The 23,553-nt window shown below is 70.8% G+C and carries 13 protein-coding genes; 5 read left to right on the top strand and 8 right to left on the bottom strand.

The window, feature by feature from the left end:
- Positions 1 to 23 precede the first annotated feature (23 nt).
- From tsaE to ACPCJR_RS22550, 5 genes are all read right to left on the bottom strand, one after another.
- Positions 24 to 1,643, bottom strand: coding sequence for a tRNA (adenosine(37)-N6)-threonylcarbamoyltransferase complex ATPase subunit type 1 TsaE (gene tsaE, locus ACPCJR_RS22570; RefSeq protein WP_391515759.1), 1,620 nt, complete (start codon positions 1,641 to 1,643; stop codon positions 24 to 26).
- A 208-nt stretch (positions 1,644 to 1,851) separates the two neighbouring features.
- Positions 1,852 to 4,467 carry a sensor histidine kinase gene (locus tag ACPCJR_RS22565; RefSeq protein WP_391515758.1) on the bottom strand — a complete coding sequence of 872 codons (2,616 nt, stop codon included), beginning with the start codon at positions 4,465 to 4,467 and terminating at the stop codon, positions 1,852 to 1,854.
- A gap of 500 nt (positions 4,468 to 4,967) precedes the next feature.
- Positions 4,968 to 6,374, bottom strand: a complete 1,407-nt coding sequence (gene ahcY / locus ACPCJR_RS22560) for an adenosylhomocysteinase (RefSeq protein ID WP_391515756.1) — start codon at positions 6,372 to 6,374, stop codon at positions 4,968 to 4,970.
- A gap of 1,105 nt (positions 6,375 to 7,479) precedes the next feature.
- The gene (locus ACPCJR_RS22555; protein WP_391515755.1) at positions 7,480 to 9,102 is read right to left on the bottom strand and encodes an AMP-binding protein; all 1,623 of its coding nucleotides are present in this window, start codon (positions 9,100 to 9,102) and stop codon (positions 7,480 to 7,482) included.
- A 102-nt stretch (positions 9,103 to 9,204) separates the two neighbouring features.
- Positions 9,205 to 9,816: a nitroreductase family protein gene (locus ACPCJR_RS22550; protein WP_391515754.1), complete on the bottom strand. Its 612-nt coding sequence runs from the start codon at positions 9,814 to 9,816 to the stop codon at positions 9,205 to 9,207.
- Between the two features lie 150 nt (positions 9,817 to 9,966).
- Here ACPCJR_RS22550 and ACPCJR_RS22545 point away from each other — a divergent pair, with 150 nt between their 5' ends.
- Positions 9,967 to 10,758: an enoyl-CoA hydratase gene (locus tag ACPCJR_RS22545; protein WP_391515752.1), complete on the top strand. Its 792-nt coding sequence runs from the start codon at positions 9,967 to 9,969 to the stop codon at positions 10,756 to 10,758.
- A gap of 86 nt (positions 10,759 to 10,844) precedes the next feature.
- The gene (locus ACPCJR_RS22540; RefSeq protein ID WP_391515750.1) at positions 10,845 to 11,624 is read left to right on the top strand and encodes an endonuclease/exonuclease/phosphatase family protein; all 780 of its coding nucleotides are present in this window, start codon (positions 10,845 to 10,847) and stop codon (positions 11,622 to 11,624) included.
- Here the strand turns inward: ACPCJR_RS22540 and cls are convergent.
- On the bottom strand, positions 11,515 to 12,951 hold the full coding sequence (gene cls / locus ACPCJR_RS22535) for a cardiolipin synthase (protein ID WP_391515748.1): 1,437 nt from the start codon (positions 12,949 to 12,951) through the stop codon (positions 11,515 to 11,517). The two genes, ACPCJR_RS22540 and cls, sit on opposite strands and share 110 nt — an antisense overlap.
- A 254-nt stretch (positions 12,952 to 13,205) precedes the next feature.
- Here cls and addB point away from each other — a divergent pair, with 254 nt between their 5' ends.
- Together addB and addA are read left to right on the top strand one after the other, a co-directional pair.
- On the top strand, positions 13,206 to 16,367 hold the full coding sequence (addB, locus tag ACPCJR_RS22530; protein ID WP_391515747.1) for a double-strand break repair protein AddB: 3,162 nt from the start codon (positions 13,206 to 13,208) through the stop codon (positions 16,365 to 16,367).
- A complete protein-coding gene (gene addA, locus ACPCJR_RS22525; RefSeq protein WP_391515745.1) occupies positions 16,364 to 19,804 on the top strand; it encodes a double-strand break repair helicase AddA in 3,441 nt (1,146 codons plus the stop codon). The genes addB and addA overlap by 4 nt, the downstream gene beginning before the upstream one ends.
- Before the next feature lie 132 nt (positions 19,805 to 19,936).
- On the opposite strand, the gene ACPCJR_RS22520 is transcribed toward addA, so the two are convergent.
- Positions 19,937 to 21,223 (bottom strand): PQQ-dependent sugar dehydrogenase, encoded by a 1,287-nt coding sequence (locus ACPCJR_RS22520; RefSeq protein ID WP_391515743.1) that lies wholly within the window; start codon positions 21,221 to 21,223, stop codon positions 19,937 to 19,939.
- Between the two features lie 292 nt (positions 21,224 to 21,515).
- Here ACPCJR_RS22520 and trxA point away from each other — a divergent pair, with 292 nt between their 5' ends.
- Entirely contained in the window at positions 21,516 to 21,836 is a 321-nt protein-coding gene (trxA, locus tag ACPCJR_RS22515) for a thioredoxin (RefSeq protein ID WP_110351028.1), read from the top strand.
- A 172-nt stretch (positions 21,837 to 22,008) separates the two neighbouring features.
- On the opposite strand, the gene ACPCJR_RS22510 is transcribed toward trxA, so the two are convergent.
- Entirely contained in the window at positions 22,009 to 22,896 is an 888-nt protein-coding gene (locus tag ACPCJR_RS22510; protein ID WP_391515741.1) for an outer membrane protein, read from the bottom strand.
- Positions 22,897 to 23,553 lie beyond the last annotated feature (657 nt).

The raw sequence follows: 23,553 nt of genomic DNA, 5'->3' as shown, positions 1-23,553 counted from the left end.
GGAGTCCGGTTGGAAGGTAGGGCTCAAGGCGCGGCGTCCGGCCGCTGTGCCACGAGGCTCGGGAGATGGGCCTCGTGCCACGCGCGCAGGGGCGCCAGCGCCGGATGGGCGAGGTTGCGGGCGAGGTAGCCCTCGATCCGCGGCAGGTGGGCGAGGTAGCCCGGCTTGCCGTCGCGCCGGTCGAGCCGGGCGAAGATGCCGAGGATCTTGGTGGCGCGCTGGGCCGCCAGCACCGCGTAGGCGCGGGCGAAGGCCTGCATGTCGAAGCCGATGTCGCGCGAGCGGCGCTCGCGGATGTAGAGCCCGAGCAGGCGCAGCTCGAAATCGGCGCTGGCGTCGACCCGCGCGTCCTGCAGCAGCGAGGCCACGTCGTAGGCCGGGTGGCCCATCACCGCGTCCTGGAAGTCGATCACGCCGACCCGCTCCAGCCCCGTCCGCTCGGGCAGCCAGATCAGGTTGGGCGAGTGGTAGTCGCGCAGGGTCCAGGTCGGCGGCTCGGCCAGCAATTCCCGCAGGGCGTCGGCCCAGAGGTCGAGGAAGGTCGCCCGCGCCTCCGGCGGCAAGTGCGTGCGGCGGATGGCGGGCGCGTACCATTCCGGCATCAGCTCGGCCTCGAACAGCAGGGCTTCGAGGTCGTAGGGCGGGATGACGTGGTCGATCCCCTCGCTCACCGGCACGGCGGCGGGCAGATCGGTGGCGTGCAGCTTGGCCAGCAACCGCACGGCCTCGGCGTAGCGCTCGGGCCGCGGCGTGCCGTTCTCGGTGACCGGCTCGGCGCCGAGATCCTCAAGGATGAGCAGGCCCGCATCGAGGTTCTCGCCCAGGATCTTCGGGGCCGAGAGGCCGATCGCCCGCAGCGCCCGGTCCATGCCGACGAAGGCGTGGACGCTCTCGGCGAGCCGGACGATCGCGCTGTAGGGCTTGCCGTCCTTGACCGGGGGCCCGTCGGGACGGGGCGGCGCGATCATCAGCACGGCGGTCTCGCCGCTCGGCTTCACCAGCCGCTCGTAGGCGCGCGACGAGGCATCGCCCTGCATGTGCAGGCGGTCGGCCTCGTCCCAGCCGCTGCGGGCGAGCAGGCTGCGGATGGCGCGGGCGCGGGCGAGGCGCTCGCGCATGTCCGGGCTGCCGTCGATCCGCACGAGGCGGGCCTCCTCGCCGAATTCCGCCCGCAGCGAGAGTTCGACGGTCAGCGTCGGCGCGTCGCGCACGCCCAGACGCTCGGGCCACTCGACCAGGGTGATCGCCGTCTCGGAGAGTTCGTCGAAGCCGAGTTCCACCAGCTCGTCCGGCCCGCGCAGGCGGTAGAGGTCGGCGTGCAGCACGGTGCGGCCGGAGCGCGTCTCGTAGGGCTGCATCAGGGTGAAGGTCGGGCTCGGCACTTCGAGCGCAGGATCGCCCGCGAGTTCCCGGATCATGGCGCGGGCGAGCGTGGTCTTGCCGGCCCCCAGGCCGCCGGACAGGGCGACGATGTCCCCGGGGCGCAGGAAGCCCGCGAGGAAGGCGGCCATGTCTTCCGTGGCCCCCTCCTCCGGCAGCAGCACCTCCCAGGCCGTCCGCCGCGGCGCGGGCTGCGGCTGAGCCTCATTCGGCGATTGGCCGGGCTGCGGGTTCTCCGCCGTGCCGTCCCGATCATCGCTCACCGCCTCAACCCTCCGCCAAGCCGCGATCCGGCCCCTCGGACCGGCATGCGGCGTCCCTCACGCCCGACCCGCCGCGCCCGGCGGCGGGTGTCCCGATGAACGGGAGCCTGATGCGGTCCCCCAAACCGGGCCGATCGTAGCAGGGGATGATTAACCGTTTCCGGCGCCCGGCGTGAGACCCCGGCGCCCGGACGACGCGCGGCGCAGCCTATTCGGCGGCGTCGAGATTGGCTGCCGCGGAACGGGCGACCAGCTTCGCCCCGGCTCCGGGCGCGCCCCGCGCCCCGTCATCCACATGGTCGAGATCGGCAAGCCGCCCGCTGCCCGGGGCCGGCTCGACGGGGAAGAGACAGGCCACGCGGGTGCCGCTGCCCGGCACGGAGCGGATCTCGACGCGGCCGCCATGCAGCTCGACGAAGGAGCGCACGATGGAGAGGCCGAGGCCCACGCCGCGATGCTTGGTGCCCAGCGTGTTGCTCTCGAAGCGGTCGAACACCCGGTCGATCACCTCGGGCGGGATGCCCCGGCCGCGATCGGTCACCGTGAGCTTCAGCTCCGCCCCCTCGCGCCGCGCCTCGACGCGGACCTGCTGACCGGGCTCGGAGAAGCCGACCGCGTTGGAGAGCAGGTTGAACAAGATCTGGCGCACCCGCTTGCCGTCGGCGAAGACGCTGCCGACGCCCTCCGGCACGTCGAGATCGAGGCGGATGTCGGATTCCGCCAGCCGGTCCTCGATGCCGCGCACGGCGGCCTCCACGGTGGCGCGCACGTCGATGGTCTCGCGCTGGAGTTCGAGCGAGCCGGCATCGATCGAGGCGAGGTCGAGGATGTCGTTGATGATGACGAGCAGCGCGGCCGACGAGCGCATGATGTGCTCGGAATACTCGCGCTGGCGCTCGTTGAGGGCGCCGACCGTCTCGTCGCCCAGCAACTGGGTGAAGCCGATGATGTTGGTGAGCGGCGAGCGCAGCTCGTAGGAGACGTGGTGGACGAAGGTGTCGCGCAGCTGCGAGGCGCGCTCCAGGGCGTCGTTCTTCTCGGTCAGCGCCCGCTCGACGTTGGCGCTGGCGGTGACGTCGATGAAGGTGAGCAGCGTGGCGCCGAGCGGCAGGGGCTGCGAGGAGCAGTCGAGCACCGTGCCGTCGCTGATGTCGAGCCGGCAGGCATGGCCGCTGCGGGTCTCGGAGAGGCCGGTGATCGACTGGCGGATGCCGGCCCAGGCGCCCTGGTCCGGCGTCAGCGCCCGGCAGGCGGCGATCACGGCATCGACGTGCGGCTTGCCCGCGAGCGTCGCCGGGTCGAGTCGCCACGTGACGGCGAAGGCGCGGTTGGCGACCGTCAGGCGCCCGTCAGCACCGAACACCGCCACCGGCTCCTTGAGGGCCTCCAGGGTCTCGGCCTGCTCCTTCATCAGCGCGTCGTAGCGCGAGGCGAGCTTCATGCTCTCCGAGACGTCGTGGTAGAGGTAGGTCAGGCCGCCCTGCGGGTTGGGATCGGCGACGACGCGCAAGGTCCGCCCGTCCGGCAGGTACCAGGGCGTGTCGGTCGGCTCGACCGCGCGGTAGGCGGCCAGCACGTCGGCCTTCCACGAGCGGAAATCGGCCTGTTCCGGCAGCTTGCGGGCGCCGCGCAGGCGGTCGAGAATCTCGCCGTCGAGCGGACGGCCTTCGAGGAAGGCGGGGTCGAGGTCCCACAGGCGCTGGTAGGCGGCGTTGTGGAAGATCAGGCGCTGGCGCGCGTCGAACATCGCGACCGCGGTCGGCAGCTGGTCGAGGGTGCGCACGTTGGCGTCCATCTGCCGCTGCAGGTCGGCGCGCACGCTCTCCAACTCCGAGACGTCGACGGCGATGCCGACCCGGCCGCTGTCGAGGGCGCTCTCGGTCACGTCGAGGGTGCGGCGGGCGCCTGCCACCACGGCGGAGAGGCGCAGGGGCTGGCCGATCAGGCCCGGCCGTCCCGGCTGGCGGGCGATCTGCTCGCGGGCGGGCCGGTCGATCAGTTCGAGACCCTGGCTCAGCACCGCCTCGCGGTTCGGGGCCTCCACGGCGGCGGCGTAGGCGGCGTTGACGAAGGCGAGGCTCCCGTCCGTGCCCCGGTGCCAGACCGGCTGCGGCAGCGCGTCGAGCAATCCGGCCAGCGCCGAGAGGCCGCGCTTGGCCTCCTCCAGCGTGTGGCGCAGCTCGATCAGCTCGCGCCGCTCCTCGGTGGTCTCGCGCAGGCGCAGCAGCGCCCGACCGCTCACGGCCTGCCCTTGAGCCTCGATGAAGCGGCCGGCGAGACTGCGCAGGTTCATCCGGAAGCCGGTGCCGCGCTCGCGCAGGGCGGCGACGGCGGAATCGAGGAGCTGCGCGTCCTGGGCGGTGAGCCAGGTGCCGAAGGCGAGCAGGCGCCGCACGCCGCCCTCGGGGCCGCGTGAGGCGTCCTGGCCCCGCGGATCCTGATTGCGGAGGTCCTGAGCGAAGCCCGCATCGCCGACGATCATCGGCTCGCCGCGCCCGGCCCAGGCGACGATGACCTGACGCTCGGCGTGGAGCAGCATCTCGGCCTGATCGTGCGCGCCGTCGAGGCGGGCGAGTTCGTCCTGCAGCGCGCGTTCCTTGCGCAGCCAGCCCACGCGCTCGCGCAGATAGACCAGCGACAGGATGGTCGCGAACAGGACGAGGCCGAGGATGACGGCGAGGCCGGCAACGTTGTGCGTCTGCATCGGTCCCAGCATCGGCCTCGCTTCGATGGACGGAAGGCCCTCGGCCAGCGCCGCGACCGGTGCCGCGACGGCGAGGATGCCGAAGCGCGGCAGGGCGCGCGCCGCCCGCTCCAGACCCATGTTTCCGTCCCCCACCAACCCGAACCCGGCCGCCCGCGCCCTCGGAGCCAAACCGAGGGTGGAACCGGCCAAAGGATCGCCGTCGCGTCCGGCTTGCCGCCGACGCGCGGGTCACCCGCTCCGAGGATTCGTGCCACTGTAACGCGGGGTCGAATCCGGCTGGAAGCGCCTTTCTGCCCCCGAACGCCCTCGCTTCGCATTCCGGCGCCGTACAGCGCACAAAAGCCACACCACCGGAATGAGGACTTGACGATCTTTTCGAGCTGCCCAGCGCAATGGTGAGCCAATCGTTTCAGAATTCGCGCGACGAGCGCGCGACGAGGGCTGCCGCTCGTCAGAGGATGCAGCGACCGCCGCGCCGTCGATAGTGCCCGGCATCAACGAAAGAAGCCCGGCCTGGGGCCGGGCTTCCTCGCGAATCTGCTCTGGTGACCCTTCGGGCTCCGGGCGACGCCCCGGCTGCCGGGGTGGCAGGCCGGGTGTTCGGAGGCCGGGATCGCTCAGTAGCGGTAGTGCTCGGGCTTGAACGGGCCGCTCTGCGACACGCCGATATAGGCGGCCTGATCGGGGCGGAGTTTCGAGAGCTTCACGCCGATCTTCTCGAGGTGCAGCGCCGCGACCTTCTCGTCGAGGCTCTTGGGCAGGGTGTAGACCTGACGCTCGTACTTGCCCGGGTTCGTCCAGAGCTCGATCTGGGCGAGCGTCTGATTGGTGAAGGAGGCCGACATCACGAAGGACGGGTGGCCCGTCGCGTTGCCGAGGTTCACCAGGCGGCCCTCCGAGAGGAGGATGATGCGGTGGCCGTCGGCGAACTCGATCTCGTCGACCTGCGGCTTGATGTTCTGCCACTTGAGGTTCTTCAGGCCGGCGACCTGGATCTCGTTGTCGAAGTGGCCGATGTTGCAGACGATCGCGCGGTCCTTCATGGCGCGCATGTGCTCGATCGTGATGATGTCCTTGTTGCCCGTGGCGGTCACGAAGATGTCGGCGCGCGGCGCGGCGTCTTCCATGGTGACGACCTCGTAGCCCTCCATCGCCGCCTGCAGGGCGCAGATCGGGTCGATCTCGGAGACGAGCACGCGGCAGCCGGCATTGCGCAAGCTAGCGGCCGAGCCCTTGCCCACGTCGCCGAAGCCCGCGACCATCGCGACCTTGCCGGCCATCATGACATCGGTGCCGCGGCGGATGCCGTCGACCAGCGACTCCTTGCAGCCGTAGAGGTTGTCGAACTTCGACTTGGTGACCGAGTCGTTCACGTTGATCGCCGGGAAGAGCAGCTTGCCCTCACGCGCGAGGTTGTAGAGGCGGTGCACGCCCGTGGTGGTCTCCTCGGAGACGCCCTTGATCGAGTCGGCGAGCCCCGCGAACCAGCCCTTCGGCTTCTCGGCGAGCTTCTTCTTCAGGAGTGCGAAGAAGACCTCCTCCTCCTCCGACTCCGGCTTGTCGAGGAAGGCGGTGTCGCCGTTCTCGGCGCGCAGGCCGAGGTGGACGAACATGGTGGCGTCGCCGCCGTCGTCGAGGATCATGTTCGGCATGGAGCCGTCATGCCAGTCGAACAGCTTGGCGGTGTAGTCCCAGTACTCGGTGAGCGTCTCGCCCTTCACGGCGAAGACCGGAATGCCGGCGGCGGCGATGGCGGCGGCGGCGTGGTCCTGGGTCGAGTAGATGTTGCACGACACCCAGCGGATGTCGGCGCCGAGCGCCTTCAGGGTCTCGATCAGCACCGCGGTCTGGATCGTCATGTGAAGCGAGCCGGCGATCTTGGCGCCCTTGAGCGGCTGGCTGGCGCCGTACTCGGCGCGGGTCGCCATCAGGCCCGGCATCTCGGTCTCGGCGATCGAGATCTCCTTGCGGCCGTAATCGGCCAGCCCGATGTCGCGGACGATGTAATCGTTGGCAGCTGCCATCTCGGTATCCCTTTTCAGTCGTGGCCGGCGCGAAACGGCCAGTCGTTCCGGCACTTCGGCCCGGCGCGTCGGCCGGTTCACCCGGCCGGGTCGGCCATCCCTGTAGCAGGGCGTGGCTTAGGGAGCAATCAAGACATAAAGATGTCTTTATGCGTTTCATTCCAGGCTGGGGCGAGATGCTGTCCGTGCCACGCTCGAGCTGCAGCCGGTCGAACTGCGCCGGACAGGGCATGGGCGATGGCTGGGCGGGGATTCCGCGTTCGATCAAGATTGCTCCGGGCCAGGAAGATGCGCACGTGCCAGAAAGTCATGTCGCGCGCGACCAATCGGCGGGGCAACTCCGATGGAGGTGCGGCAGGCTGGATAGCCGCTCTTACACAAGGCAGCGCCGGTCAGCTGCGCCCTTGCCTATCGATCGGCTGCGCTGGCCAGCTTATGGAAACGATACGGTCGGGGAATAAAATTGCGCAGATTTGGCTTTTAATTAGACTGGCGAACAGATTCTTGATCTACCAGTAAATATTCGACAACGAGAGCTATCCTTATCACTATGTATATGCAAGATAATATAAAAAATACAAACACGATCTTATAAAATCCATCAATTTCCATGTAAATAGTTTGTCGTATAGATTTAAATGCAAATAATAATGATGTTGAAACAAATAAGATAGATAATCGACCTCGGTCTCTCCTTAATACATCACGAATGTGCTTGATATTAATAGGCGAAAATAATCGTGCGATAGTGGCTCCGCCGGCTCGTTGGTTCAGCTTCAAGCATATTAGAGAGCAGAAGATCATGACAGGTTGTGCTATGAGCTCAGCTTCTTGGAAAATTTTACTTAGAATTAATAAAGATATTGCGAATAAAATGGTTACATCTACAATAATCCCAAATACCAGTTTTTCTCTATAGCTATTCATAAAAACCCATCCCTCGCTTCATAATTCAATTGAAGGCGTGTCGAATTTCCGCGTCAGGATCTTATGCGCTAAATTTATAAATCATGAGTTGTGAATCGGTTGAAAATCTTGGGCAAAAGGGCGAAGCGACCGACACGCTTTTTATGTTCAATCTGCTTCAAGTTGATCGGCTTTGCATTCAGGCTGGCTCGTCCCGCAACTGCCGCCGGATGATCTTGCCGCTCGTCGTCATCGGCAGGGTCTCGCGGAAGCTGAGCGACCGCGGCACCTCGTGGGCGGAGAGCCGGGCCTTGGCGAAGGCCAGGATCTCGGCGGCGAGCGCCTCGGAGGCTGAAAACCCGTCGCGCAGGGTGACGAAGGCCCGCACGACCTCGGTGCGCAGCGGGTCGGGCGCGCCCACGGCGGCGGCGAGCGCCACCGCCGGGTGGGCGCAGAGGCAGGCCTCGATCTCCGCCGGGCCGATCCGGTAGGCCGCCGAGGTGATGAGGTCGTCCTCGCGGCCGACGAAGCGGATGTAGCCGTCGGCGTCGCGCCGCGCCCGGTCGCCGGTCATCCACCAGCCGTCGCGGAATTTTTTGGCGGTCGCCTCGGGTTGATTCCAGTAGCCGAGGAACAGCACCGGGTCGGGCGCGCGTACCGCGATCTCGCCGGTCTCGTCGGCCTCCGCCTCGGTCCCGTCCTCGCGCAGGACCGCGACGCGGTGACCCGGCACCGGCTTGCCCGTGGCGCCGGCCCGCGCCACGCCGATCCGCGCGCTGGAGGCGAGAACGAGGTTGCACTCGGTCTGGCCGTAGGCCTCGCCGATGGTGAGGCCGAGCGCGGCTTTCGCCCATTCGAAGGTCTCGGCGCCCAGTGCCTCGCCGGCCGAGGCGATGTTGCGCAGGTGCGAGAGATCGAATGTTTCGCGCGGGTTCGCGACGCCGCGCAGCATCCGCAGCGCGGTGGGCGGCAGGAAGGCGTGGGTGACGCCGAGATCCGCCATCAGCCGGAACGCCGCCTCCGGCTCGAACCGGCCGTGGGGCCGGGCCACCACCGGCATGCCGAGGCGCAGCGACGGCATCAGCACGTTGAGCAGCCCCCCGGCCCAGGCCCAATCGGAGGGGGTCCACATCAGGCCGGTTCCCTCGGGTGGGAAGCCGTGCATCAGGGTCCAGCCCGGCAGGTGGCCGAGCAGGACCCGGTGCCCGTGCAGCGCGCCCTTGGCCAGCCCGGTCGTGCCGGAGGTGTAGATCATCAGGGCCGGGTCGTCGGGGCCGGTCGCCCGCGTCTCGAAATCCTCCGCCGCGGAGGCGAGGACGGAAAAAAAGTCCTCGGCCGCGCCGGCGGCGCCGTCGACCGACAGGATCGTGGCGAGGTTCGGCAGTTCAGGCCGCAGCCGCTCCAGCTTGGCCAGCCCGGCCGCGTCGGTGACGACGGCCCGTGTGCCGGAATCGGCGAGCCGATGCTGCAGGGCCGCCTCGCCGAACAGGCCGGCGAGCGGGAGCGCGATCGCCCCGAGCCGGTAGGCGGCGAGGTGGGTCACCGCGACCGCGGCCGATTGCGGCAACAGGACCGCCACCCGGTCGCCCGCTCCGACACCGCGCGCGGCGAGCGCCGCGGCGAGCCGCAGCGAATCCGAGCGCAGTCGGCCGTAGCTCACCGGCTCGGGGCGGTCGTCCGCGTCGAGCACGAGGAGGGCGGTGCGGTCCGGCTCGGTCAGCGCCCAGCGGTCGCAGACATCGCTCGCGATGTTGTAGCGCTCCGGGATCTCCCAGCGGAAATCCGCGACGAGACTGTCGTAGGTGGGGGCCGGCTCCGGCACGGCATTGTCCTCGAACCTGCGGCGGCGCTGAGCCGGTCCCGCGTCTTTCTCACAGCCGCGCCGCATCCGAGCGCCCCTCGTCGGACTCGGCGCGATCCGCCCTCAGCCTTCGCGCTGCGGAAAGCCGCCGCGGAAGGCGAAGTCGGTGATCGGGCGCCGGGCGTTCGGGCGCTCCTTGGCCTGCTGCTCCTCGGTCAGCTCCGCCCAGGGCGTCGCCCGACCCACGCCGTAGGCCGCTTCGATCCGGTGATGCTCGGGCACGTTCAGCACCGTCATCGCCCGCTCCCGGTCGAAGCCGCCCATGCCGTGCACGTGCCAGCCCTGCCGGTTGGCCTGGAGCGCGAAAGCGAGCGAGGCGGCGCCGGCATCGAGGGAGTGGCTGGCGGAGGGCTTCAACTCGTCGCCGACCTTCATCCGCTCGCTGGAGACGAGGAAGACGAGGGCGCCCGTGTCCTTGGCCCATTTCTGGTTGCCCGGAACCAGCAGGTCGAGGAAGCTCTGCCAGTCCGGCGTGTCGCGCAGCGCGTAGAGGAAGCGCCAGGGCTGCGAATTGTAGGACGAGGGCGACCAGCGCGCCGCCTCGACCATCCGCAGCAGCTCGGCCTCCGGCACCGCCTCTCCGGTGAAGGCGCGCGGCGACCAGCGCTCGGTGAAGATCGGATCGATGGCGTGGTCGGGGCTGCGGGTGGTCGGGCGGGCGATCTCGGTCGTCAAAGGGGGCTCCGGGCTGGCAGGGCTTTGATGCGGCGCACGGTATGGCACTGCACAAGAGCCGGCTAGGGGGGTGGCGTTGCCGCGCCCCGCATGGCGCGCGAGAACGGAGTGCGGGAACAGGGTGGATGACACCCGCGGCGCGAGGATGCCATGAGCGAGACCGGGTCGGCCCCTTCCCTGCTGCGCGCGGATCGCGACGGCGTCGCGACCCTGACGCTCAACCGGCCGCAGGCGCGCAACGCGCTCTCGCTCCGTCTGCTCGAAGCCTTGCGCGAGGCCTTCGCGGCGCTGTCGGAGGACGACGGCGTGCGCGCCGTGGTTCTGGCGGCGGCGGGTCCCGCCTTCTGCGCCGGCCACGATCTCAAGGAGATGACCGGCTATCGGGCGCAGAGCGACCGCGGCGCGGAGAAGTTCGAAGCGCTGTTCGCGCTCTGCTCGAGCGTGATGATGGCGATTCCCGCCCTGCCCCAGCCGGTGATCGCGGCGGTGGAGGGCGTGGCGACCGCCGCCGGCTGCCAGCTCGTGGCCTCCTGCGATCTGGCCGTGGCGGGGGCGCAGGCGCGCTTCGCCACGCCGGGCGTGCAGATCGGCCTGTTCTGCTCGACGCCGATGGTGGCGCTCTCGCGCAACCTCTCGCGCAAGGCGGCGATGCGGATGCTGCTCACCGCCGAGATGGCGGATGCGGAGGAGGCCCGGCGCCTGGGTCTCGTCAACGACGTGGTGGAGGCTGGCGGAGCGCTCGCCGCCGCGCAGTCCCTGGCCGCGGGGATCGCGGCGCGCAGCCCGTACACCGTCCGGGTCGGCAAGCGGGCCTTCTACGAGCAGTTGGAAATGCCGCTGGCCGAGGCCTACGCCCATGCCGGCCGGGTGATGACGCAGAACATGCTGACGCGCGTCGCGGAAGACGGGATCGCCGCCTTCCTCGATCGCAAGGGACGCTGAGAGCCGGAGCGGTCGAACCGATCCTCGCCCCGTGCATTGCCTCCCCGCCGCCCCGAAGCCGACACGAGATCGCGCGAACCAGCCTCATGCTCCTGAGACGCAACGCTCCCGCGCTCCCCTCGCCCGGTCCCGATGCCAAAAAGATCGTGAGCTGGAATCTGCTGCGCCGCACGGGCGCGGCGGTGGATTGCCTCGTCACGCTGATCGAGCAGGAGCGGCCCGACCTGCTGCTGATGCAGGAGGCCACGCGGGAGATCGCGGCCCTGAAGGACAGGGTCGGCGGCGTCTATGCCTGGGCGCAACTGCCGGGGCGCATCCACGGGCTGGCGATGTGGAGCCCGACGCCCTGGCCGAACCCGCCGGAGATCGTCACCCTGCCCCCCGGCGTCCTGATCGACCGGGTCTGCCAGGTGCTCGATTGCGGCGAATTCGGCGTCGCCAACGTGCATCTCTCCCACGGTCAGGTGCTCAACCGGCGCCAGCTGCGGCGCATCGAGAGCCACCTGCCGGCCCGCGCGGCGGTGCTCGGCGACTACAACATCGTCGGCCCCGCCCTGCTGCCGGGCTTCCGCGACGTCGGCCCCCGGCGGCCGACCCACGCCATGGTCGACGTGCTGCCCCTGCGGCTCGACCGCTGCCTCGTGCGCGGCCTCGTCTGCCACGAGCGGGCCGTGCTGCCCCGCGGCCTATCCGACCATCGTCCGATCGTGGTGCGGCTCTCCCCCGCGCCGGAGGGGGCGGCCTCGGTCGGGCGGCTCAAAGGTATGGCAGAAGCAGTCGGACGGCTGCGTCGCGCAGGCGGATCGGGAGCGAGCGGGCGTCGAGATCGGCGAGCGTCAGCCGGGTCTGCCGCTTTTCCGAAATGAAGGCTTCGAGCGCACGGGCGAGTTCGGCGTCGTAGACCTCGACGTTCAGCTCGAAGTTCAGGCGGAAGCTGCGCGAATCCCAGTTCGCGCTGCCGACGAAACACCATTGGCCGTCGATCACCGTCGCCTTCGAATGATCGAAGGGCGGCTCGTCGATCCAGACCCGCACGCCGCTCCTGAGGAGCGGATCGATATGCCCGCGGGTCGCCCAGTCGACGAAGCGGTGGTCGCTCTTGCGGGGAATCACCACGTCGACCTCGACGCCCCGCGTCGCCGCGAGGCAGAGCGCGCTGACGATGAGGTCGTTGGGCAGGAAGTAGGGCGTCGTCAGCCGGATCGAGTCCTTCGCCAGGGTGATGGCGTGCAGGACGACGGTGGCGATCTTCTCGATGTCGGCATCGGGGCCGGAGGTGACGACCCGGGCGGTGACGTCGCCCGCGGGCGCCAGCGGCGGCAGCCACGCCTCGCCCTCCAGTTCCTCGCCGCTCACGAACAGCCAGTCGGCGATGAAGGCCTGGGTCAGGTGCTCGACCACCGGCCCCTCGATCTTGAAATGCGTGTCGCGGATCGGGAAGTCCGGTCCTTGTGCAACGCGGTTGTCGTCGGAGATGTTGACGCCGCCGGTGAAGGCGACCTGACCGTCGAGGATCAGGAGCTTCTTGTGGGTGCGCAGGTTCAGGAACGGCATCCGCCAGGGCAGCACGGAGTGCATGAACAGCCCGGCCGGCACGCCGAGCCGGTGCAGGCGGCGCCACGCGGCGGGGGAGAAGTAGCCGCTGCCGATCCCGTCGACGATCACGCGGACCTCGGCGCCCCGGTCCTGCGCGGCCTTCAGCGCCGCGCAGAAAGCCTGGCCGGTCCGGTCGTCGCGGAAGATGTAGCTCGACAGGGCGACGCTGCGCCGCGCCGCGCCGATGGCCGCCAGCATCGCCGGGTAGGCCTCGTCGCCGTTGCGGTAGCGCGCGATGCGGTTGCCCGCCACCGTCGGCAGGCCGGTGATCGTCTGCACCGCCCGGTCGAGGGGGCGGTAGGCCTCGGGCACGTGGGCGGAGGGCTGCGGCGTGTCGTCGAGTTGCTGCGAGGGCCGCCGCTTCAGCCGGCGGGCGCGCCGCTCGACCCGGTTGATGCCGAAGGTGACGTAGAGCATCGTGCCGAAGACGGGCGCGAGCCAAGCGAGCCCGATCCAGCCGATGGCCGCGCCCACCACGCGCTTGCGCAGCAGCACGTGGACGCTGACCCCGAGCGTGAGCACGAGGCCGATGGCCGCGACGATCTCGGTGCGAATGGCGCCCGTCGAGCCGAGCCATCGGATGAAGGCTTCTTCCACCGGTCCGCCTGCCGCCCCGCCTGTTGTCCCGGCCCGGCCGGAGCCGGGCGGGTCGAAGGGCGCAATAGGCCAAGCCGGCCCCGGCGAACAGGCGGCTCGCCACGATTCCACGGTCCGTGCTAGAACAAAGCTCGAACGGCCGGCCCGCCGAACCGCCTCCTTCGCCGGAGCGGGCCTGCCGGCCTTTCGAAAGCCTTCACCCTCTTGCCCTCAGATCGTCGGGCACGGCCAACGTCAGGTTTCCCGCTTCGAGAATGCCCGCGATCCCCTCCCCCCGCGTCTTCACGATCCCGCCCGGCGCGCCGTTCCTGACGACGCTCGCCGAGGCGCTCGTCTCGGGCCGGCTCGTCGGCGGGGTGGCGGAGGCGGGCGGCGATCCCTTCGCGCTGGCCTCCGTCACGCTCTACCTGCCGACGCAGCGCGCCGTGCGGGCGCTCTCGACGGTGCTGGCGGCGCGCCTGGGCGGGGCGGCGCTGCTGCCGCGGATGATCCCGCTGGGCGAGGCCGACGAGGCGGAACTCGACCTCTCCGCCGAGACCCTGCTGGAGACGCCGGAAGAGCTGCTGCATCCCTCGATCCCCGCCCTGGAGCGCCGCCTGATCCTGGCGCGCCTCGTCCAGAAATGGGCCGAGACGGTGGATCGCGAACTGCTTCCCATCGACGACGAGGTGCCCTTCCTCGTGCCCTCCTCCCCGGCCGACGCGGTGGCGCTCGCCGCCGATCTCGAAGGGTTGATGGACGCGCTCACCGTCGAGGGCCTGCCCTGGAGCGAGATCGCGTCCGCCGTCGAGGCCGAGCATTCCCGCTACTTCCGTCTCACCCTCGACTTCCTCAAGATCGCCGCCGAGCACTGGCCCGACATCCTCGCCGCCCGCTCGCTGGCCGATCCCACCGCCCGCGCCCGCCGCCTCGTGCTCGCCGAGGCCGAGCGGCTCGCCCGCGAGCGGCCGGGCGATCCCGTGATCGTGGCGGGCTCCACGGGCTCCGTGCCCGCCACCGCCCGCCTGATCGCGGCGGTGGCCCGCCTGCCCCGCGGCGCCGTGGTCCTGCCCGGGCTCGACCTGCATCTCGACGCGGAGGGCTGGGAGGCAATCGACGGCGCGGGCGGCGACCGCGACGAGATCGCCCACGGCCATCCGCAGGCGATCCTGCGGGCGCTGACCGGCCCGAGGGGCCTCGCCGTCGCGCGCGAGGCCGTCGAGACGCTGGGCGCACCGCCGCCGGAGGCGCTGGCCCGGGAGCGGCTGCTGTCGCAGGCCCTGCGCCCGGCCGAGACCACCGACGCCTGGGCCCGCCTCGACGCGAGCGAGCGCCTCGCCCTGGCGCGGGCCGGCATGGCGGGGCTCGCCGTGGTCGAGGCGGCGGACGAGCGCGAGGAGGCGCTGGTCGCCGCGCTGGCGCTCCGCGAGACCCTTGAGACGCCCGGTGCCACCGCGGCGCTGGTGACGCCCGACCGGGGCCTCGCGCTGCGCGTCTCGGCGGACCTCGCCCGCTGGGGCATCGCGGCGGAGGATTCGGCGGGCCTGAGCCTCGCCCGCTCGCAGGGGGGGCGCTTTGCCCGCCTCGTGGCGGAGCTGGCCGCCGAGATGGCGCCGGCCCGGGTCATCGCGCTGCTCGCCCACCCTTACGTGCGGCTGGGCTTGCCCCGCAGCGACGTGGTGCGGGCCGCCGCCGCCCTGGAGATCGGCGGCCTGCGCGGTCCCGCCCCGATCCCGAAGAACAGCTTCGACGGGATGCGCGACGCGCTCGCCCTGCAGCGCGGGGGAACGGGCCGCGTGCCCCGCGCTAAGAAGCGCCTGAAGCCGATCGACTGGGATCTGGCGGAAGCCATCCTCGACCGGCTGGAGATCGCGCTCGGCCCGTTCCGCACGGATCGCCACCCCGCCACCGGCAACCTCGTGGCGCTCGCCGCCGGGCACCGGGAGGCCTGCGAGCGGATGATGGACGCGGCTGAGGACGAGGCGGAGGAGGACGCCGAGGAGACCGACGATCCCTCCCTCGACGCGCTCGACGCCCTGTTCGACGATCTGGAATCGGCCGCATTCGAGGAATTGCCGGGCCGGTTCTCCGACTACGCCGCCTTCTTCACCACGCTCGCCCGCGACCGCAGCGTGGCCTGCGCACAGGGCGCGGCGCATCCGCGCCTGCGCATCCTCGGCCCCCTGGAAGCGCGCCTCCTCTCCGTCGACCGGATCGTGCTCGGCGGCCTCGACGAGGCGGTCTGGCCGGTGCGCCAGACCACCGACGCCTTCCTCAACCGGCCGATGCGGGGCCAGGTGGGCCTGAGCCCGCCCGAGCGCCGGATCGGGCAGGCAGCCCACGACTTCGTGCAAGCCCTGGGCTGCCACGACGCCGTGCTGACCCGCGCGGCCAAGCGCGAGGGCTCGCCCACCGTGCCCTCGCGCTTCCTCCAGCGCCTGCGCGCCTTCGGCGGCGACGGCATCTGGGCCGAGGCGGTCGCCCGCGGTCAGCGCCTGCGCGGGCTCGCGGCGATCCTCGACCGCGGTCTCGAGGCGCCGCCGCCGCGCCTGAAACGTCCCGCGCCGAAGCCCGACCCGGCCCTGTTCCCGGACCGGCTCAGCGTCACCGAGATCGAGACCCTGGTGCGCGACCCCTACGCGATCTTCGCCCGGCACATTTTGGGGCTGGAGGCTTTGGAGCCCATCGCCGTGGTGCCGGGCGCGGCCGAGCGCGGCAGCCTGATCCACAAGGTCCTCGGCGACTTCTCGCAGGCCCATCCCGGCCCGCTGCCGGCGGATGCGGAAACGCTGCTCTACGCCATCGCCCTGGATGCCTTCGGCCCGCTCCAGGACCAGTATCCCGAACTCTACGCCGAGTGGTTTCCCCGCTACGAGCGCATGGCCGCCGCCTTCCTCGAATGGGAGGCCGAGCAGCGCCGGGGCGTGAGCGCCATCCACGCGGAGCGTTCGGGCAAGCTGGTGATTCCGCTGGGCGAGCGCAGCTTCACGCTCTCGGCCCGGGCCGACCGCATCGAGGCGCGGGCCGATGGCGGCTTCTGCATCGTCGACTTCAAGACCGGCGCGCCGCCGAGCAACCGCACCGTCTTCGCCGGCTTCTCGCCCCAGCTGACGCTGGAGGCGGCGATGCTGATGCAGGGCGCCTTCGAGGGGCTGAAGGCGGCCACACCCCCCGACCTGCTCTACGTGCACGCCTCGGGCGGGCGCGAGCCGTTCCGGCCGATCCCCGTGAAGGCACCCCCGGGCGATGCGCGCACGGTCGAGGCCATCGTCGCAGAACATCTGGAGCGCTTGCGCGGCCTGATCGCCCGCTACATGACGGGCGAGGCGGCCTACCTGTCGCGGCCCTACGCCCAGTACGTGCGCGCCTACAGCGATTACGACCACCTCGCCCGCGTCCTCGAATGGTCGCTGGCTGGTGAAGGAGACCTCGCGTGAACGCCCCTCTGGCCGGCTTCACCGTCGACGACCTCACGCGGGCGGCCCAGCGCCGGGCCGCCGACCCGCGCCTCTCGGCCTGGGTCTCGGCCAATGCCGGCGCGGGCAAGACCAAGGTGCTCACCGACCGGGTGCTGCGCCTGCTCCTCGACGGCGCGCCTCCGGGCCGCATCCTCTGCCTCACCTTCACCAAGGCGGCCGCCGCCAACATGTCGATCCGCGTCTTCCAGCGACTCGGCCGCTGGGTGACCCTGGCGGATGCGGATCTGGCCGCGGAACTGACCGAGCTCACCGGCGCGCGGCCCTCCCGCGATACCCTGCGGCTGGCGCGCCGCCTGTTCGCCCGCGCCGTCGAGACGCCGGGGGGCCTCAAGATCGAGACCCTGCACGCGCTCTGCGAGCGGCTGCTGCACATGTTCCCGTTCGAGGCCAACGTGCCGGCCCGCTTCGTCGTGCTCGACGAGAACCAGTCGCGCGAGGCCTTCGAGATCGAGACCGACAACGTGCTGGCCGATGCCTTCCTCGGGGGCGACCAGGAGCTGTCGGACGCGTTCGCCGTGGTCGGGGCGGAAGCTTCCGGCGACACCCTGCGCGACGCGATCCGCACCGCCATGCGCACGCGTGCGCTGTTCTCCGATCACCGCGCCCTCGAACCGGCCTTGGCCCGCCTGCCCGGTGCGCTGGCGCTCGCCGACGGCACCGGGGTCGAGACCGTCGAGGCCGAGATTCTGGGCGGGAGCACCCTCGGGAACTGGCTCGAGATCGCCGGCCGGCTGCGCACCGGCAAGAGCACGGACGAGCGGCTCGCCGACGGGCTCGTGGAGGCGCACGCGCTTCTGGACGCGGGCACGGGCAAGGCGCTGGCCCCCTACCGCGCGGTCTTCTTCACCGACAAGGACGAGCCGCGCGCGGCCAAATCCTTCGGCACCAAGGCCGTCCCGGAGGAGATCAAGCAGGCGCTGCTCGACGAGCAGGCGCGGCTGATCCCGCTCTTCGACAGCCTGCGCGCCGCCCGGGCACTGGCGCGCACGCGCGGTCTGTTCCGGCTCGCCGCCGAGATCCACCGCCGCGTCGAGGCGCAGAAGACCCGGCTCGGCGCCCTCGATTTCGACGATTTGATCCATAAGACCCTCGACCTGCTCTCGCGGGTGGGCGCCTCCTGGGTCCTGTTCAAGCTCGATCGGGGCGTCGATCACGTCCTCGTGGACGAGGCGCAGGACACCAACCCGCAGCAATGGGAGATCCTGCGCACGCTCACCGCCGAGTTCGCCGCGGGCGAGGGCGCGCGGGGCCTGCGCCGCACCCGCTTCGCCGTGGGTGATCCCAAGCAGTCGATCTACAGCTTCCAGGGCGCCGACCCGCGGGAATTCGAGCTGACCCGGCGCGCCTGGGAGCGGGCCGCGCGGGACGCCGAGGACGACTTCGCCGACGTGAGCCTGCGGCTCTCCTTCCGAACCGCTTCCCACGTGCTGGCGGCGGTCGATGCCGTCTTCCAGGTCCCCGAGCACTTCGCCGGCCTGTCTTTCGAGGCGGGAGCACCCGGCACCGTCCACGCCTCCGCCCGGGCCGGCGTGCCCGGCGCCGTCGAGCTCTGGGGCATCGAGGAGCCGGCCGAGGCCGAGGAGCCCGACGCCTGGGCCGCGCCCGTGGACGCGCCCGAGACCAACGCCCCGGCCATCGTCGTCGCCCGTCGCATCGCCCGCGCGGTGAAGACCTGGACGACGACGGGCGATGCCTGCGGCCGGGTCTGGCGGCCCGGCGACGTGCTGATCCTCGTGCGCAAGCGCTCGGCCGCCTTCGAGGAGGTGATCCGGGCGCTGAAGGGTCTCGGCGTGCCGGTGGCCGGCCAGGACCGGCTGGAGGTGGCGGGCCACATCGCCGTGCTCGACCTCGTGGCGGTCGGCCGCGCCGGGCTGCTCCCCGCCGACGACCTGACGCTGGCTGTCGCGCTCAAGACCCCGCTGGTCGGGCTGACCGACGACGACCTCACCCGTATCTGCGCCCGCCGCCCCTTCGAGGAGACGCTGGAGGACGCGCTCGCCCGTCACGCCGAGGCCGGCGACCCTGCTGCGATACGCGGCCGGGAGGCGCTGCGGCTCTGGATCCGGCTCGCGGCGGAGAACGGCCCGTTCGGCTTCTACGCCGCCCTGCTCGGGCCGCACGGGGGCCGCAGCCGGCTGGTCGCCCGGCTCGGCGGCGAGGCGGGTGACGCCATCGACGTGTTCCTGGCCCAGGCCGCGGAGGCCGAGACCGGCACCGACGCGCCCTGCCTCGACGCCTTCCTCGCAGACTACGTGGTGCAGCCCGGCCGCGGCCGGTCCGGCCTCTCGGTCAAGCGCGACCTCGAATCCGGCCGGGACGAGGTGCGGGTGATGACGGTGCACGGCGCCAAGGGCCTGGAGGCCCCGGTCGTCGTCGTCATCGACGGCTGCGAGCCGCTCGGCCGCAACGACCCGCCGCTGCTCAGCCTCGACCACGCCGCCGACGGTCCGCTGCCGCCGGTCTGGACCGGCGGGCGCACGCAGGATTGCGCGGCCACGCTCCGGGCCCGTTCCGCCCTCCAGGCGCGGGCGCGGGAGGAGCACAACCGTCTGCTCTACGTCGCCATGACCCGCGCGGCCGACCACCTCGTGATCGCGCCGTATCGCGGGGCGACGCGGGAAACGCCGGCCTCCTGGTGCGAGATGGTGCGCATCGGCCTGGAGCGGGGCCTGGGTGCCGGCGAGACCCTCGAGACCGACCACGGGGCGATCACCCTCTGGCGCGACGGCTCCGCCGCCGCGCTGGCCGCTGCGGCCCGGGATTCGACTCCGTCCGAGGCGGAGGCGGTGCCGGCCTGGCTGTTCGCGCCGGCCGCCCCGGAGACCGAGTCCGCGCCGCCGCTGAGCCCGTCCGGCGCCCTCGGCGCGGCGGACGGCCAGCGCCAGCCGCGCCGCCGCCAGGGCGACGCCGAGGCAAGGCGCCGGGGCGCCCTGGTTCACGCCCTGCTCGAACACCTGCCGCGCATCGAGCCCGCCCGCCGTTCGGAGGCTGCGGAGCGCTTTGCCCGCGCCCGTGCGCCGACCCTGGACGAGGCCCGGCGCCGGGACCTCGTACGCTCCGTGCTGCGGCTGATCGAGGCGCCCGACCTCGCCGCGCTCTTCTCGGCGCAAGCCCGCGCCGAGGTGGCGCTCTCGGGCCGGATCAGCGTGGACGGCGTCGAGCGCGACGTGACCGGCCGCATCGACCGCCTCGTGGTGGAGGAGGGCCGGGTCACGCTGTGCGATTTCAAGACCGGCCGCCCACCCGCCGACGGCGCGCCCCTGCCGCAGCGCGAGGCGGCCCAGGTTGCACTTTATGCGCGGCTCGCCGCCGCGATCTGGCCCGACCACGCGATCACGGCTCTCCTGGTCTGGACCTCGGGGCCGGTGGTGCGGCGGGTGGAGGCCGTTTCCTGAGCGCCCTCGCCGTCATCGCGCGGCTGCGAAACGATCCTGCGGCGCGACCTTTCCTGAGAGGTCGCGCCCTGGATGGCTTGCGCCGAGCCGCGCAAGGACGTGCCGGGGAGCCGAGGCGAGGCGAGCCTGGCCTCAGCTGCTCTTCTTCGGCGTCAGTTTGACGATCTGGCCGTCATCCTCGGTCACCGCGTAGACGGCGCCGTCCGGGCCGACCCGCACGTCGCGGACGCGGTGCTCCAGCGGGATGCGCTCCTCGGTGACGACCTTGTCGCCGTCGAGCTTGAGCAGGACGAGACCGGTGCTGACGAGGCCACCGATCAGGAACTGATCCTTCCAGGCCGGGAAGAGATCCTTGTTGTACAGCGCCATGCCGGAGGGCCCGATCACCGGGTCCCAGTAATAGACCGGCTGCACCGTACCGCCGGCCTGGGTCTGGCCGTCGCCGATCTTCTCGCCCGAATACTCGATGCCGTAGGTCACCACCGGCCAGCCGTAGTTGAGGCCGGGACGCGGGCGGTTCAGCTCGTCGCCGCCGCGGGGACCGTGCTCCACCGTCCAGAGCCGGCCCTGGCTGTCGAGGGCGGCGGACTGGACGTTGCGGTGGCCGTAGGACCAGATCTCCGGCCGCGCTTTCTCGCCGCCGGTGAAGGGGTTGTCCTTCGGCGCGCTGCCGTCGGTCTCGATCCGGAAGACCTTGCCGAGCCCGCTCGTCAGATCCTGGGCCTGTCCGCGGGTCTGCTTGTCGGAGCGCTCGCCAACCGTGACGAACAGCTTCCCATCGGGCGCGAAGACGAGGCGCGAACCGAAATGCTTGTCGCCGTCGTAGGCGGGCGTCTGGCGGAAGATGATCTTGAGATCGTCGAGCCGCGCCTTGCCGTCGCTCTCGACGAGTTTGGCCTTGGCCACGGTGGTGCCGTTGCCCTTGTCCCGCGGCTCGCTGAAGCTGAAATAGATCGTGCGGTCGTTGGCGAAGCTCGGGCTGAGCGCGATGTCGAGCAGGCCGCCCTGCCCCCGCGCATCGACCTTCGGCACGCCCGCCACCGGCTGGCCCACGGTGCCGTCCTTGGCCACGAGGCGGATCTTGCCCGCCTTCTCGGTCACGATCATCCGCCCGTCGGGCAGGAACTCCATCGCCCACGGGCTGTCGAGCCCCTTCACCGCGACCGCGGTCTCGACCTCGGACTTCTGCGCGGGCTCCGGCGCCCGGGTCTGGTTGGGCAGGAGTGGCTTGTACTCGGTGTTCGGCGGGTCCTTCTCGGCGACCGAATTGCCCGCGCTCGGCGCCGCCGGCGCCTGGAACGACTCGCCCTCGATCCGGGGAGACCGCGTGTCCTGACCGGCGGGCTGTTGGGCGAAGGCGGACGCATCGAGGCCGAGAGCCGCGACGGTGGCGAGCAGGAGCGAAAGGGTGCGCGTCACGTCGATTGATCCTTGTGCGGGTCGCCGATCCTGCCCGCCAAATGGGGCGCTGGGCGCGAACGGCGAGGGTCGCACCGGCGTCCAGACGCCGCTGCCGCGCGGCGGACGCTCGGGCCGGACAAGGATTGCGGGGAGGATTCGGGCACGATCCATGCCGCCCCGGCGCCTCAGACCCGTGGCGCGGACGGGGTGCCTTGACCGGGCGCCGGGGCGTCGCCAATTCTCGCTCGACCGATAGGCGCCGAACCCGCTCCCCGGTGTCTTCGGGGACCGCGTGTCGAAAGGACGTATGATGGCGACCGTGAAAGTGACCGATGCGAGCTTCGAGCAGGACGTTCTGCAGTCCTCCGAGCCCGTCGTGGTGGATTTCTGGGCGGAGTGGTGCGGCCCCTGCCGTCAGATCGGCCCGGCCCTTGAGGAGATCTCCGTCGATCTTCAGGGCAAGGTGAAGATCGTCAAGGTGAATGTGGACGAGAACCCCGGCATTGCCTCGACCTACGGCATCCGCTCGATCCCGACGCTGATGATCTTCAAGGACGGCAAGCTCGCCAGCCAGAAGGTCGGCGCCGCTCCGAAGGGCGACCTCTCCCGCTGGATCCAGGCCAGCGCCTGACGAACCCGACCCGGACGAAGCGTCGTTCGGACAGCCCGGCCGAGAGGCCGGGCTTTTTCGCGCCCGGAGGCGGGCCCGGTCCAGGTCCCTCGTCTCGCGTCCCGCCCAAACGCAAGAAGCCCGGCCTTGCGGCCGGGCTCCCTGGTTTCGAGACCCTTATTGACGGTTCGGCTTAGTAGCTGCCGAACTTGTAGTTCAGACCGGCGCGGATGACCGCGAACTCGGTGTCGTTGCGGCGCTGGGCGCCGGAGACGACGACCACGCCCGGGGAAGCCGTGGTGATCACGGTGCCGACGTTGTTCACCGCGAAGGCGCCGTTGAGGGCACCGCCGCCGCGATCGAGGTTCACGTACAGACCTTCGACCTTCAGCGTCACGGCCGAGGAGCGGAAGAAGTTCAGGAACGAGTCGGTCGGGAGAGCGTACTCGACACCACCACCCGCGGCGTAGCCGGTGCGGAAGTCGTCGGTGGAGCTGTTCGGCAGGCCGAACTGACGGCCGCCGCCGGCGCCGTAGGCGAAGCCGCCGGTGCCGTAGAACAGGACGCGATCGAAGGCGTAGCCGAGACGGCCGCGGACGGTGCCGAAGAAGTCGAGGCTGGAAACGCCGTTCGGGTTGAAGACCTGCTGGGCGGCGACGCCCGGGAAGGCCGGGTTGCTGTTCACGACCGAGAACTGGTTCCGGTTGCGGCCGAAGTCGACGTACTGAGCGTCAGCCTCGATACCGACGACGACGCCGGAGCCCGGGGTGAACTGGTAGTTGTAGCCGATCTGGCCACCGCCGACGAAGCCGTCGCTGCGGTCGTTGCCGCCGAAGGCGATGACGGCGGTCTGGCCGGGACGCACGAGGCCGGTCAGCGAGTTGACGCCGACGACCGAACGGGCGCCGTTGTCCTCGACGCCGAAGCCGTAACCGGCGTTGAAACCGGCGTAGAAACCGGTCCAGGTGAACACCGGAACGGGGGTGAAGACCGGCGGCGCGGCGCGGCGCGGCAGGTCGGCGGCGGAGGCCGCGGCGGTCATCGCCGTGAACGCGGCGAGCGATGTCAGAAGCTTCTTCATTTTTGATCCCCAGCAGAGAGCCCGATCGAGAAGAAGCTAGACCATTTCCGCCGCTGCCGATGTAGCGGCCAGGACACACCGGCGGCGCAGCAATCGGCCCCACGACCCTTCATACGAGGTTCCATCCGGCCCCGACACTGGATCTCACGGCCCGTGAACCGTCTTCTTGTAGACCTTGCTGCCCTGCCGCCGTCACCGGCCGGCGACGGAGCGGGTTCCTCAAGTCGGCCGGAAGCGGAACACCAGTCCAGAAGCGCGCTTGATTTGCCGATGGTGCATCGAGGCTGCGGGGCGCGTCCCGAAGCGGGCCGGTCCCCGGGTGAGAGAGTGCCCGTCGATATTCGCAAGCCTGTCTGCGGGCCGTGGACTCCGCCGGACGGTGATTCGCGACGATGCGGATGCATCCCGATCCTCGAATCGCCAGACCTCCTCGACCGGGACGGCCCTCGTGTCGCTGACGAGCGCTCGGACGGTGCCGTGAGCGGGACCTGCCGTTTCGAGCGACACGCGTCCCCGCCTCTCTTTTTCCTGAAACCCGTCCCTCGGCTTCCCGGCCTCGAATCTAGTGCTCTGTCCCGCTTGCGGTGTGGGCTTGTTGGCGCGAGTCTCCTGTCTCTTGAAGTCAGGAGGGCGGCATGCACAAGCGCTACCGTGTGA

The sequence above is a fragment of the Methylobacterium sp. NPDC097929 genome (assembly GCF_049543375.1).
In the GTDB taxonomy this organism is placed as follows: Bacteria; Pseudomonadota; Alphaproteobacteria; order Rhizobiales; family Beijerinckiaceae; genus Methylobacterium.
Note: the sequence above shows the minus strand (reverse complement) of the source record. Positions and strands in the feature narration are given on the sequence as shown.

Bases quoted from the DNA above. Each gene is read 5' to 3' on its own strand.
- ACPCJR_RS22545 (WP_391515752.1), top strand. From the start codon at position 9,967: ATGAGCGAGACCGGGTCGGCCCCTTCCCTGCTGCGCGCGGATCGCGAC.
- ACPCJR_RS22540 (WP_391515750.1), top strand. From the start codon at position 10,845: ATGCTCCTGAGACGCAACGCTCCCGCGCTCCCCTCGCCCGGTCCCGAT.
- ACPCJR_RS22510 (WP_391515741.1), bottom strand. From the start codon at position 22,896: ATGAAGAAGCTTCTGACATCGCTCGCCGCGTTCACGGCGATGACCGCC.
- ACPCJR_RS22565 (WP_391515758.1), bottom strand. From the start codon at position 4,467: ATGGGTCTGGAGCGGGCGGCGCGCGCCCTGCCGCGCTTCGGCATCCTC.
- trxA (WP_110351028.1), top strand. From the start codon at position 21,516: ATGGCGACCGTGAAAGTGACCGATGCGAGCTTCGAGCAGGACGTTCTG.
- addB (WP_391515747.1), top strand. From the start codon at position 13,206: ATGCCCGCGATCCCCTCCCCCCGCGTCTTCACGATCCCGCCCGGCGCG.
- ahcY (WP_391515756.1), bottom strand. From the start codon at position 6,374: ATGGCAGCTGCCAACGATTACATCGTCCGCGACATCGGGCTGGCCGAT.